The sequence below is a fragment of the Microbacterium sp. 67-17 genome (assembly GCF_001898325.1).
In the GTDB taxonomy this organism is placed as follows: domain Bacteria; phylum Actinomycetota; class Actinomycetes; order Actinomycetales; family Microbacteriaceae; genus Microbacterium; species Microbacterium schleiferi.
In genome coordinates, this window is record NZ_MKTR01000034.1 from 165,587 (window position 1) to 177,779 (window position 12,193).

Sequence of the window (12,193 nt, forward strand, 5' to 3'; positions counted from 1 at the left end):
GGTTCAGTACTCACGACGGGCTCTGCCGAGACCGGTGCCCAGGGCGAGTCCCTGGGCACCGGCCTGCAGATCTCCGGACTGAACAAGGTCTTCACCACCGGAAGAAAGACCGTCACGGCGCTGCAAGACGCCAATCTCCACACCGACCAGGGAACCTTCCTCTCCCTCCTCGGACCCTCAGGATGCGGAAAGTCAACGATCCTGCGCATCCTCGCCGGTCTCGAACAGCCCACCAGCGGAACAACCCGCGTGGACGGGAAGAGCCCGAAGGAACTGCGCAAAGAGAACAAGCTCGGCATCGCCTTCCAGGACTCAGCACTGCTGCCCTGGCGCAGCGTGCTGTCGAACATCCGTCTTCCCTTCGAGATCGCAGGTGCCTCCGTCGACAAGGCCTACGTCGACGAGATGATCGCCCTGGTCGGCCTCAAGGGGTTCGAGAAGGCCAAGCCGGCCCAGCTGTCGGGCGGCATGCGCCAGCGCGTGTCGATCGCGCGGTCGCTGATCATGAAGCCCGAGGTTCTGCTCTTCGATGAGCCGTTCGGCGCCCTCGATGACATGACGAGGCAGAAGCTCAACCTCGAGCTGTTGCGCATCTGGACCGAGAAGCCTGCGACGACGCTGCTGGTGACCCACGGTATCTCGGAGGCGATCTTCCTCTCCGACCAGGTCGCGGTCATGAGCCCGCGCCCCGGTCGGGTCAAGGAGGTCATGACCATCGACCTCCCGCGTCCGCGCACTCCCGAGATGATGCGCACCCCTGAGTTCCACGCCTACGTCGACCAGGCATCCGAGTTGCTGTTCGGTGCCGGAGGAGCAGCGGCGGATGACCACTGAGAACCCCACGCGCGGGCGCGCGATCGAGTGGGAGGACTTCCGTCTTCCCCCATGGGTGATCGGTGTCATCGGTGGCATCGGCATCATCCTGCTGTGGTGGATCCTTGCCGCCACCGTCTTCTCGAACGTCGGGCCCTCCGGCGCCAGCGCCATTCCCACGCCGTTCCAGGTCATCCAGATCATGATCGAGACGGGGCCGCAGTACTACCTCAACAACTTCGCGGTGACCCTCGCCGAGGCCGGCATCGGCTACCTCTGGGGCAACGGACTGGCCCTGCTGCTGTCGGCGTTCGTGCTTCTCGTGCCGCGGCTCGAGGGCGTCGCTATGCAGCTCGCGATCCTCACGTACTGCATCCCGATCGTCGCGATCGGCATGCTCGCGGTCATCGTCATCACTCCTCCCAAGGTCGGTGAGCCCAGTGGCACAGCGATCCTGCTCGCTGCGCTGTCGGTGTTCTTCACGACGGTCGTCGGCGCACTTCTCGGCCTGAAGTCGGCCGACAAGTCGAGCCTCGACCTTGTCACGGTCTATGGCGGATCGAAGTTCACCCAACTCGTGAAAGTGCGGCTGATCGCGGCGCTCCCGGCCACGCTCAGCGCGCTGCAGATCGCGGTGCCCGCCGCCTTCCTCGGCGCCGTGCTCGGTGAGTTCTTCGGCAAGATCGAGGTCGGCGTGGGTCTCGCGATGATCCTCGCCCAGCAGGCCTCGAACGGACCGCAGGTGTGGGCGCTGGCGCTTCTCAGCGGCGGCGTCGCGCTTCTCGGGTTCGCGCTCGTCGGGTGGATCGCCAAGGCGATCGCCCCCTGGTCGAAGGGACGTTGACGATGGCGCAGATCACACTCACCGGGGCTACCGACGTCCAGGCTGAAGCGGCGAAGCTCAACGCCAAGCTGCGCGCCCAGTCCACCCGCGCGGTACTGCGTGCACTGGGCTGGTCGACGCTCACTTTCGCTCTGACGATCGTCGCCGTTCTGGTGATCTGGGTTGGGCTCCTCTGGGCACTCCAGCTCTCGCCGCTGATCGCCAAGGGCCCGGTCGATGTCTGGAACTACCTCTTCACCGTGCCGGCAGCCGAAGCCAACCGGGCGATGCTCATGGGCAACCTCGCGGTCACCCTCGGGGATGCCGCGATCGGGTTCGTTGCGGGCCTCGTCGTCGCCCTCGTGGCGGCCGTCGCGTTCGAACTCAACAAAGGCATCGAGCACGCTCTGATGCCAGTCGCGATGCTTCTGCGGTCTGTGCCACTGATCGCGATGGCACCGGTCATCATCCTGATCTTCGGACGTGACTTCTGGACGGTGGCCGTCATCGGTGGCATCGTCGTGCTCTTCCCGGCTCTCGTGAACATCTCATTCGGTCTCAAATCCGCGCCGCCGATGATGAATGACCTCGTGGATGTCTACGGCGGGGGAGCATTCACGAAGCTCCGCAAGGTCGCCTTCCCCTCTTCGCTTCCCGCCTTCTTCGCCGCCGTCCGCATTTCGGTTCCCGGCGCCATCACCGGAGCGCTGCTTGCCGAATGGCTCGCGGTCGGCGGCGGGATCGGCGGATCGATCGGCGGATTCATCCCGCAGGCGCAGTTCGCAGCGTTGTGGGCATCCGTCGTGGCGGTCACCGCCGCATCGCTCGTGCTCTACAACCTCATCCAGATCGTCGAGGATGTCGTGCTGGCACGCATGGCGATGCACCCGCAGAAGGGCATCTGAGCGCATCATGGCACCACCCGAGCTGGCGAGCTTTGCCCGCGGGCTTCCGAAGGCCGAGCTGCACCTTCATCTGGAGGGGACGCTCGAGCCGGAGATGATGTTCGCGCTCGCGAAGCGCAACGGCCTGACCCTGCCCTATAGCGATGTCGCAGCCGTGAAGGCTGCGTATGACTTCACCGATCTCACGAGCTTTCTCGCGGTGTACTACCCCGCGATGGGTGTGCTGCAGACCGCTGACGACTTCCATGACCTCGCCTGGGCGTATCTGCTGAAAGCGCAGGAGCAAGGCGTTGTGCACGCCGAACTGTTCTTCGATCCGCAGGCGCACACCGGTAGAGGCATCCCGTTCGGGACGGTGATCGGTGGCTATCGGCGAGCGATCGTGCGCGCTCAGGCTGAGCTCGGCATTTCGGCGGAGCTGATCCTGTGCTTCCTGCGCGATCTCTCGGCCGAGCACGCGATGTCGACACTGCTCGAAGCACTGCCGTATCGGCACTGGATCGTCGGCGTGGGCCTCGACTCTGACGAGCGCGACAACCCGCCCGCGAAGTTCGCGGCAGTGTTCGAGCGGGCACGGGCCGAAGGGTTCCTCGTCACGATGCACTGCGACATCGACCAGCCCGGGTCTATCGAGCACATCCGACAAGCGCTGGAGTTCGGCGTCGACCGCATCGACCACGGCACCAACATCGTCGAAGACCCCGCGCTCGTCGCGACAGTGCTCGAGCGCGGCATCGGCCTCACCTGCTGCCCGGTATCGAACTCCTTCGTCACCGAGCAGATGAAGTCCGATGAGATCGTCTCGCTGCTTCGCGCCGGTGTGCGAGTGACCATCAACTCCGACGACCCCGCCTACTTCGGCGGTTACGTCGGTGACAACTACGTCGCGCTTGCAGATCAGGCAGGGCTTTCGGCATCCGATCTCGTGGAGCTCGCCCGCAACTCGTTCCACGCCTCGTGGCTCACTCCCGCGCGCCGGTCCGCCTACCTCGCACGGATCGATGAGTACGCGAGTGCGGCCGGGGTACGCTCAGCCGCATGAGCATGCCCGACGGTCTCGACGAGCGTGCAGCAGGCGCTCGTCTGGGAAGCCACATCCGGATGCTGCGCAAGACCCGCGGCCTGACCCTCGTGCAACTGGCCGAGCGCACCGAACTCTCGCATCCGTTCCTCAGCCAGCTCGAGCGCGGGCTCGCCCAGCCGAGCCTGGGGTCGCTGCGACGAATCGCGGTTGCGCTGGAGACGAGCCCGATCGAGCTGATCGCTGCGGCAGACGCACCAGACGAGTCGGGTTCGTTCGTCGAGGTGAGCCGCCCCGGCGAGGGGGAGATCCCCGAGGGCTTCGCATCGGGGACGGCGCGGATGCTGGCGCAACGCGCGCGCACGTTCCATCCGATGGAGGTCGTCTCTGACAGCCTGGAGCCGGGCGAGCGATTCATCCACGCCGAAGACGAGTTCCTCTACGTGATCGAAGGCCACGTGCGCATCGAACTCGGCGACCAGACGTGCGATCTCGACCCGGGGGCATCGGTCTACTACACCGGCGGCACCACGCACCGGTGGTGGTCAGCCGACGGAGAGCCCTATCGACTGCTCGTCGTGAAGCAAGTTCCGGGGCGCGCCGCGCCTCGCACGTCCGGAGAGGGGCCCGCGTGATCTCGTACGCCGACTACCTGCGCCTGTTACCGAAGACCGAGTTGCACTGCCACTTCGCGTCGACGATGAGCGCCGAGCTGTTCATCGAACTGGCGGCGAAGCACAGTGTCGAGCTGCCGACGACGGACCCCGACACGCTGTTCGACTTCGCCGACCTGGTGGACTTTCTCGTTGCATTCCGATTCGCGCATGATGTGCTGCGTGATCCCGAGGACTTTGAGCGCGTCGCCTATGACGGGGTTGCGTCAGCCGTCGCCGATGGGAATTTGCGCTACCGCGAGTACTACGTGAACCCCCAGTACTTCGCCGATCGCGGCCTCAGCTATGCCGAGGTGATCGACCCGATCATCGCGGGGCTGGCGCGCGCCGAGAAAGACTTCGGCGTCGGGTTCCGCATCGTCGTCGCCATCAATCGGCGCGCTGACGCGGCATCCGCTGTCGACCTGGTGCGCGAGATGATCGCGCATCCCCGGCCCGAGGTGGTCGGGCTCGGGCAAGACGATCTGACCCCCGAGAACACGGAAGACCCAGGACGATTCGTCGCGGCGTACGCGCTGGCACGCGAGCACGGCTTTCTCTTGACGGCGCACGTCGGCGAGACCGATCACGCAACTCCGGATGCCGTCCGCGTCGCGATCGATGATCTCGGCTGCGACCGCCTCGACCACGGCTACCGCATCGTCGACGACCCGGCAATCGTGGCCCTCGCCCGGGAGCGGGGCATCGGCTTCGCGGCGACGCCCCTGTCGACGACGATCTGCTCGGGGTGGACGATCGATGAGTCTCACCGCATCCGTCGCATGATCGATGCCGGGCTCGCGGTGAACGTCTCGACCGACGACGCGATGTTCTTTCGCACCGACATCGGCCGCGAGTACACCGAGGGCCTGCGCCTCATGGGCGTGACCCCCGACGAGGCCAAACAGATCGCCCTCAACGGCATCGACGCGGCGTTCTGCGATGAGGTGCAGAAGGAGCGGCTGCGCGCAGAGTTCCGGGGAGCCTTCCGCGCGCTGGATGCCGTGCTGGACACGGCTACCGCCTAGCATCCGTTGCCCTGCGAACCCGCGCCTTCATTTCGGTCGCGCCGTATTGCGGGTGGCTGGCGTGTCGAGTGTCATGAAGGCGCGACTGATCTGAGGGTGCTTCATTTCGGTCGCGCCGTATTGCGGGTGGCTGGCGTGTCGAGTGACATGGAGGCGCGACTGAACGCGGATGCCGACCCTGTCGCGGTCAGGACTTCGAACCGGTGAGCGCGAGCGCGCCGCCGAGGCCGATCATCATCACGCCGCCGGTCGCGGAGAGCGTCGAGATGCGCCGGGGCGAGCGAGCGAACCATGCGCGTGCGGTGCCCGCGGCAAGCGCCCAGATGCTGTCGGATGCCAGCGCCAGCGCCTCGAAGACGAGTCCGAGCAGCAGGAGTTGCACCCACACCGGGCCCGTCGCCGGGTCGACGAATTGCGGGAGCACTGCGACGAAGAAGGCGATCGTCTTCGGGTTGGTGAGCCCGACGATGAAGCCTTCGGCCAGGAGCGTGCGGGTGCGTGCGGGGCGCTGCTGGATGCCGGGGATATGGGCATGACGGTGGCGGATCGCCTGGATGCCGAGGTAGACGAGGTAGAGCGCACCGACGATCTTGATCACGGTGAACGCGACGACCGACGACGCGACGATCGCCCCCACCCCGAACGCGACAGCGATGATCGCGGGGATCGTGCCGAGCGCGTTGCCGACGACGCTGAGCACACCGGCGCGGCGGCCGAGAGCGATGGCGCGTCCGATGACGAACAGCACGCTCGGCCCGGGGATCACGATGATCACCAATGACGTCAGCATGAACGTCAGCAGGTTCTCGATCGGGATCATGTACGAACGCTATCGCGCCGGTGTTTCGTGCGGAGTACGCCCGCGTGGACGAGGTGGGTCACACCTCACCCGGCGACCACCAACTCGGCGGCGCGCTCGGCGATCGCGACGGTCGGGGCCTGCGTATTCGCGGTCGGGATGATCGGCATGACCGAGGCATCCGCGACCCAGAGGCCCTCGAGTCCTCGCACACGCAGCCCGAGGTCGACCACGGCCAGCTCGTCGGTGCCGATGCGGGCGGTGCCGACGCCGTGGAAGAAGCTCCCGACGTTCTCGCGCACGAACTGCACGCGCTCGGCGCGATCGGTCATCGACGGCGGAGGCGTCAATGGCTCCGGATGCAGGTCGGCATACGCGGGGCCGGCGACGAGTTCTTGCGCGACATCCATCGCCTCGACCATCGCGACGAGATCCTTCGGGTCGGCGAGGTAGTTCGGCTGGAACTCGGGCGGCACCGCAGGATCAGCCGATCGCACGCGCACCCACCCGACCGAGCGCGACCCGTAGAGCCCCGGCACGAGCGCGAACATCCGATCGCCGCCGAGGTCGTAGCGTGCGTGCAGGGCCTCGTCGCCCCGCGAGCCGTGCGCGATGACGGTGTGCAGGTCGGGTCCGCGCTCGGCGTAGGAGCTCCGCCAATTGAGCATCGTGCCGCCGCCGTTGCCGATCACGGGGCCGAGCCCGTCGCGGGCGCGGAAGTTCACGCCCAGCACGAGCGGATGGTCTTGGAAGTTCTCGCCGACGCCCGACAGGGCGTGCCGGGGACGGATGCCGACACCCGCCAACCGGTCGGGATCACCGATCCCCGACAGCTGCAGCAGGCGCGGGGTGTCCATGGCGCCGGCGGCCAGCACGATGCGGTCTGCGGTTGTTGTCACTTCGCGACCGTCGATGAGGTGCGTGACGCCGGTCGCGCGGGAACCGGCGAGGTCGATCCGGTGCACGGGACTGTCGACGAGCACGTCGAGGTTCGGGCGCGTCAGCGCGGGCTCGAGGTAGGCGCGGGCGGTGCTCCAGCGTTCGAACGATCCGTCGGGGCCCTCGATGGCGTTGTAGTCGGCGAACACGGCGCCTTCGTTCGACGGGCCGTTGGCGTCATCCAGCACGGGCAGTCCGCGCGCGGCTGCGGCATCCAGGAGCGCCGTCGCGATCGGATGCACGCGAGACAGCGGCGCCACACGCACTGGTCCGTCCAGGCCGCGGTGCGCGGGGTCTCCGCCCGGGCGGGCCTCGGAGCGGCGGAAGTAGGGGAGAAGGTCGTCGTAGCCCCAGCCGGTGGCGCCGGCATCCGCCCACGCGTCGTAGTCGGCGCGGGCGCCGCGGTACCAGAGCATCGCGTTGGTCGACGAGCTGCCGCCGAGCACGCGCCCGCGGGGCATTGCGATCGAGCGCCCCAGCACGTGCGGGGTCGGTGCCGAGCGGTAGCCGTAGTCGAGGGGCCCGCCGATGAGGGCGTCCCAATGCGCGGCATCCAGGACCTCGGCAAGGCCCCGGTGGTCGGGGCCCGCCTCGATGAGCAGGACGCGCGCGTCGGGGTCTTCACTCAGGCGCGCCGCCAACACGCATCCGGCAGCTCCGGCGCCCACGACGAGGTAGTCGTAGGCGCCGGTCGGGGCCGCGACGACGCCCATCAGCCGCGGCCCATCAGTTGTGCTCGCTGGGGCCCATGATCGTGACGCCCTCGATCTTCTCGACGTGGCGCACGAAGATGTACTTGTCTTCGCGGCCGTCCGAGTGCTTGCGCTTGATGCCGGGCTGCAAAATGCCGTCGGTCTTGGCCACGACGATGTACGGCTCGGTCGCGGCAAGGCCGGCGGCGCAGTGCGCGTCGAACTCCTCGAGAGTGTGCGCCGTGAAGGCCTTCTCGACCCCGGCGCCGCGGGCGATCGCGGCGAGGTCGACGCGTCCCTTCGCGGTGTGGGTCGCGGGCCCGCCGATCGACTGGTACTGCTCGTTGTCCCACACGACGATGAAGAGGTTCTCGGGTCTCTCGTTGCCGAGCGTCGCGAGAATGCCGAGGTTGAAGAGCAACCCGCCATCCGTGTCGAGCGAGACGATCTGGCGGTGGGGCAGGCCGACGGCCAGGCCGAAGGCCTCACCGCTGACGCATCCGAGCTGCTGCTGGAACAGGCTCGCCTCGCGCATGTGCGGGGCGGCGTTGTACCACTCGTCGACGGCGCCGCCGAGGGAGAGGATGACGAGAGCGTCGTCGGTGAGGCGCTTGCCGAGAAGCTCCATGGCCTCGAATCTGCTGTAGCTCATCGGACGAGCCCTCCTCCCAGGACGATGGCGGCGTGGTAATACGACGAATAGGCCGTCTCATAGGCATCCACGACCGCCTGCTCGATCTCATCGACTTCGCGCACGATGCGGTACGGGGTGCGGAGGGCTCCCAGCAGCGGCTCCATCGTGATGCCGTGCGGGATCGCCCACCAGTTGTTCTCGCCCAGCTCGCCCCGGTAGCTCATGATCATGACGACCGGGATGCCGGCGCCGAGGCCCAGCCGCGCGAGGTGCTCGGTCGCGGCGCGCAGGCCCGAGTTCTCCATGACCAGCACGGCGCGCTTGCCCGAGAGAAACACGCCGCCGGCGATCGCGGCGCCCTCGCCCTCGTTCGTCACGGGGATCGTACGGATGTCGGGATCGGCATCCAGCGCAGGGTAGAGCTCTTTGAGGAGCGAGTCGGGAAGGTAGGTCGCGACGCTCACGCCGGCTCGCTTGAGCCCGCGGATCACCGCCTCGACGGCTTCGGTCTTCATCGTGCGTTTCCGTTCGTCATCGGATGCTGGGGGTGGGGCTGGAGTTGGCGTCTGGGTGGGGCGATGTGTCTGCAGCTCCCCTTCGTTTGCCGCAACACGCCGCGCGCTGGTGGGCGCGTTGACGATTTGGGGCAAGCGAAGGCGGGTCGCCTGGTCTCGGGGCTCGGTAGTCCCGCTTCGTTTGCCGCAACACGCCGCGCGCTGGTGGGTGCGTTGACGATTTGCGCCAAGCGAAGGGGCCGTCGGGCCCCGGGGCTTTGCCGGCCCCCTTCATTTGCCGCAACACGCCGTGCGCCGGTGGGGCATGGCGCGGTTTGCGGCACACGAAGGGGCTGTCGGGCCCCGGGCCGCTGTCGTCCCCCTTCAATTGTCGCGACACGCCGTGCGCCGGTGGGGCATGGCGCGCTTTGCGGCAAGCGAATGCGGGTCATGTCGCGGAGAGCGGCTCGGTGACGGATACCTCGGGCGAGGCATCCGTCACAGAGAGGCGGTGCGCGCGGTGAGTCGGGGCGAGGCGCGGTGATCCGCTGACGCGTTCGCGCAGGGTCACGCCCGGCGGGCGCCCGGCGCGACCGCGCTCGACGAGGATCGGCAGCACGAGCTCGATGAACGCCTCGTACGACGCCGGTCCGCCGAAGGTGGGCTCGAGCATGAGGCCGTCCAGGCCCGATCCGTCGACTGTCGCGATGATCTCGTCAGCGACCTGCTCGGGCGAGCCGGTGATCTGGAATCCGCGGATCGCCTTCGTGCGGAACTGGTCGAGCACGGCACGCACCCGGATGTCGGGATCGGTGCGTGCGTAGCGATTGATGAGGGTCTGTCCGAGGTCGGTGTGGAGGTCGGCGACGCGGGTGTCGGGGTCGATGCCGGTGAGGTCGATGCCGGTGATGCCGGCGAACATCACCGCGGCGTCATCCAGCCCCAGCACTGCCTCGTACTGGGCGCGCAGCTCGCGCGCCTCGGCCTCGGTCGGCGCGACCGTCACGGTCATGCCGCTGATGACCTTGACGTCTTCGGGCCGGCGGCCCTGCCGCACCGCCTGCTCGCGGATGTCGGCGACATGGGCCGCGGCGGTGGCGATCGACTGCCCCTGGATGAAGACGGCCTCGGCGTTGCGGGCGGCGTACGCCCGGCCGCGATCCGACGTGCCGGCCTGGAAGAGCACCGGGGTCCGCTGCGGAGTAGGAGGCACGGCGAAGATGCCGGCGGCCCGCTGATACGTCCCGTCGACCTCGACGCGGTGCAGCATGCTCGGGTCGGCATACGTGCCGGTGGCGCGGTCGCGGAGTTCGGCATCCTCGTCCCAGGAGTGCTCCCAGAACCGCAGGCAGGTGTCGAGGAACTCGTCGGCGGCGTCATACCGCTCGTCGTGCGTGAGCTTTTGCGTGACCCCGAACAGCTCGTCGGTGGTGGCCTGGGAGGAGCCGGTCACGACGTTCCAGCCGATGCGTCCGCCCGTGAGCCGGTCGAGGGTCGCGAAGCGCCGAGCCGTGCCGTAGGGCTTTTCGACGGTGGTCGGCGAGGTCACGACGAACGCCAGCTCGCTGGTCGCGTGGGCAAGCGCCGCGATCGCGAGCATGGGGTCAAGGGCCGGGAACTGGATGCCGTGCGCGGCGACCTCGCGCGGCATCTGTCCCCCGAGGGTGGCGTAGCCGTAGGTGTCGGCGAAGAAGAGGAAGTCGAAGCCCGCCTCGTCGAGGGTGCGTGCCAGGCCGAGCCAGTAGCCCAGGTCGTCCCAGTCGTCGCCGCGGCCGCGCGGGTCGGTCCAGGTCGGCATCCCGTTGTTGGGGTTCATCATTTCGAACGCGCCGAGCAATATGCGCCCGGAGGAATGAGCGGTCACAGCACCATCACCACCGTCTTCGTCTCCAGATAGTTCTCCAGGCCCTGCGGCCCGTTCTCGTAACCCCAGCCCGACTCCTTGTGCCCGCCCTTGGGCAGTTCGGGGCCGAGGAAGGAGTGGCAGTTGACCCACACCGTGCCGGCCTCGAGCTGCGCGGCGATGCGGTGTCCGTTGCTCAGGCCCTCGGTCCAGACGCTCGCCGCCAGCCCGTAGGGGGAGTCGTTGGCCCACCCGACCACCTCGTCGAGGTCGTCGAACGGGGTGACGACGGCGACGGGTCCGAAGATCTCTTCGCGCATGAGGCGCATCTGCGGGGTCACGTCGGTGAGCACGGTGGGCGTATAGAAGGTGTCGCCCTCACGGATGCCGCCACTCACGACCCGCGCACCTTCGGCGCGGCCCTCGTCGACGTAGCCGGCCACCCGGTCGGCCTGCGCCTTGCTGACGAGCGGCCCGAGGTCGGTGCCCTCGGCGAGGCCGTGCCCGAGGTGCAGGCCGGTGCCGAAGTCGGCCATCCCGGCGATGACGTCGTTGTAGACATCCCGGTGCGCGTAGATGCGGGCGCTGGCGACGCACACCTGGCCGCCGTTGTCGAAGATGCCGCGCGAGACGCCGTCGATCGCGGCGGGCAGGTCGGCGTCGGGCATGATGATCGACGGCGACTTGCCGCCGAGCTCGAGGGTGAGGCGGGCCAGGCGCGTGCCGGCTGACTGCACGAGGCGTTTGCCGACGGCGGTCGAGCCGGTGAAGGCGACCTTGTCGACATCCGGATGCTCCGCCAAAGCCTGCCCGGCCTCGTGACCGTACCCCGTGATGATGTTGAGCACCCCGGCGGGCAGGCCCGCCTCGAGCATGAGCTGGCCGAGGTAGATCGCGGTGAGGGGGGTGTTCTCGGCGGGCTTGAGCACGATCGTGCAGCCGGCGGCGAGGGCGGGGGCGAGCTTCATGGCCGTCATGATGAGCGGAGAGTTCCACGGCACGATCGCCCCGACGACCCCGACCGGCTCGCGGCGCGTGTAGGCGAAGACCTCTTTGCCGGGAGGAGTGCGCGACAGCGACGTCGGGATCGTGTCGCCGAGGATCTTCGTCGGCCAGCCCGCGTAGTAGCGGAACTGATTGATCGCCGCCGGCACCTCCCCGAACCGCGAGGTGCGCAGCGACTTGCCCTGGTCGAGCGTCTCGAGCTGCGCGAGGTCGTCGAGGTGCTCGGTCATGAGGTCGGCGATGCGCCACAGCAGCGCGCCGCGGTCGGCGGGCCGCATCTCACGCCAGGCCGACGAGCGCAGAGCGCCCTTCGCGGCGCGGACCGCTCTGTCGACATCCGGCGCGGTGCCGCGGGCCACTTCGGCAAGGGCGGATCCGGTGGCGGGGTCGATCGTGGTGAAGGTCGCGCCATCGGATGCCGGGAGCCAATCGCCGTCGATCAATAGCTCCGTGCGCCCCGACGCCAGAAATTCCTGCACGCGCGGGCGCAGGGTGAACTCGTCAGTGTTCGTCACACCGCGATGCTACGGGGCAATCATTGATT

At 68.1% G+C, this 12,193-nt stretch carries 12 protein-coding genes; 6 read left to right on the forward strand and 6 right to left on the reverse strand.

The annotated features are described in order from the left end of the window. Positions 1 to 51: 51 nt before the first annotated feature. From BGO47_RS13935 to add, 6 genes are read left to right on the forward strand one after another with little or no spacing between them, the layout of a single operon-like run. A complete protein-coding gene (locus tag BGO47_RS13935; RefSeq protein ID WP_292713187.1) occupies positions 52 to 834 on the forward strand; it encodes an ABC transporter ATP-binding protein in 783 nt (260 codons plus the stop codon). Further along, a complete protein-coding gene (locus BGO47_RS13940; protein ID WP_292712827.1) occupies positions 824 to 1,657 on the forward strand; it encodes an ABC transporter permease subunit in 834 nt (277 codons plus the stop codon). The genes BGO47_RS13935 and BGO47_RS13940 overlap by 11 nt, the downstream gene beginning before the upstream one ends. Positions 1,658 to 1,659: 2 nt before the next feature. Continuing rightward, entirely contained in the window at positions 1,660 to 2,541 is an 882-nt protein-coding gene (locus tag BGO47_RS13945) for an ABC transporter permease subunit (protein ID WP_292712829.1), read from the forward strand. Positions 2,542 to 2,548: 7 nt separating this feature from the next. Further along, the gene (locus tag BGO47_RS13950; protein ID WP_292712830.1) at positions 2,549 to 3,583 is read left to right on the forward strand and encodes an adenosine deaminase; all 1,035 of its coding nucleotides are present in this window, start codon (positions 2,549 to 2,551) and stop codon (positions 3,581 to 3,583) included. Then, entirely contained in the window at positions 3,580 to 4,197 is a 618-nt protein-coding gene (locus BGO47_RS13955) for an XRE family transcriptional regulator (RefSeq protein ID WP_292712831.1), read from the forward strand. The genes BGO47_RS13950 and BGO47_RS13955 overlap by 4 nt, the downstream gene beginning before the upstream one ends. Next, positions 4,194 to 5,243 carry an adenosine deaminase gene (add, locus tag BGO47_RS13960; protein WP_292712832.1) on the forward strand — a complete coding sequence of 350 codons (1,050 nt, stop codon included), beginning with the start codon at positions 4,194 to 4,196 and terminating at the stop codon, positions 5,241 to 5,243. Before BGO47_RS13955 ends, add begins: the two co-directional genes overlap by 4 nt. 187 nt (positions 5,244 to 5,430) lie before the next feature. Here the strand turns inward: add and BGO47_RS13965 are convergent, their stop codons facing one another. From BGO47_RS13965 to BGO47_RS13990, 6 genes are all read right to left on the reverse strand, one after another. Continuing rightward, a complete protein-coding gene (locus BGO47_RS13965; protein ID WP_292712833.1) occupies positions 5,431 to 6,063 on the reverse strand; it encodes a LysE family translocator in 633 nt (210 codons plus the stop codon). Between the two features lie 65 nt (positions 6,064 to 6,128). Next, the gene (locus tag BGO47_RS13970; RefSeq protein ID WP_292712834.1) at positions 6,129 to 7,694 is read right to left on the reverse strand and encodes a GMC family oxidoreductase N-terminal domain-containing protein; all 1,566 of its coding nucleotides are present in this window, start codon (positions 7,692 to 7,694) and stop codon (positions 6,129 to 6,131) included. 13 nt (positions 7,695 to 7,707) lie between these two features. After that, a complete protein-coding gene (locus tag BGO47_RS13975; RefSeq protein ID WP_292712836.1) occupies positions 7,708 to 8,325 on the reverse strand; it encodes a thiamine pyrophosphate-dependent enzyme in 618 nt (205 codons plus the stop codon). Then, positions 8,322 to 8,822: a thiamine pyrophosphate-binding protein gene (locus tag BGO47_RS13980; RefSeq protein ID WP_292712838.1), complete on the reverse strand. Its 501-nt coding sequence runs from the start codon at positions 8,820 to 8,822 to the stop codon at positions 8,322 to 8,324. Before BGO47_RS13980 ends, BGO47_RS13975 begins: the two co-directional genes overlap by 4 nt. Before the next feature lie 427 nt (positions 8,823 to 9,249). Then, entirely contained in the window at positions 9,250 to 10,665 is a 1,416-nt protein-coding gene (locus tag BGO47_RS13985; protein ID WP_292712840.1) for an NtaA/DmoA family FMN-dependent monooxygenase, read from the reverse strand. Continuing rightward, positions 10,662 to 12,164, reverse strand: coding sequence for an aldehyde dehydrogenase family protein (locus BGO47_RS13990; protein WP_292712842.1), 1,503 nt, complete (start codon positions 12,162 to 12,164; stop codon positions 10,662 to 10,664). The genes BGO47_RS13985 and BGO47_RS13990 overlap by 4 nt, the downstream gene beginning before the upstream one ends. Positions 12,165 to 12,193: the final 29 nt, after the last annotated feature.

Coding starts and splice junctions, on each gene's coding strand:
- BGO47_RS13955 (WP_292712831.1), top strand. CDS start 3,580: ATGAGCATGCCCGACGGTCTCGACGAGCGTGCAGCAGGCGCTCGTCTG.
- BGO47_RS13945 (WP_292712829.1), top strand. CDS start 1,660: ATGGCGCAGATCACACTCACCGGGGCTACCGACGTCCAGGCTGAAGCG.
- BGO47_RS13965 (WP_292712833.1), bottom strand. CDS start 6,063: ATGATCCCGATCGAGAACCTGCTGACGTTCATGCTGACGTCATTGGTG.
- BGO47_RS13950 (WP_292712830.1), top strand. CDS start 2,549: ATGGCACCACCCGAGCTGGCGAGCTTTGCCCGCGGGCTTCCGAAGGCC.
- BGO47_RS13970 (WP_292712834.1), bottom strand. CDS start 7,694: ATGGGCGTCGTCGCGGCCCCGACCGGCGCCTACGACTACCTCGTCGTG.
- BGO47_RS13940 (WP_292712827.1), top strand. CDS start 824: ATGACCACTGAGAACCCCACGCGCGGGCGCGCGATCGAGTGGGAGGAC.
- BGO47_RS13980 (WP_292712838.1), bottom strand. CDS start 8,822: ATGAAGACCGAAGCCGTCGAGGCGGTGATCCGCGGGCTCAAGCGAGCC.
- BGO47_RS13975 (WP_292712836.1), bottom strand. CDS start 8,325: ATGAGCTACAGCAGATTCGAGGCCATGGAGCTTCTCGGCAAGCGCCTC.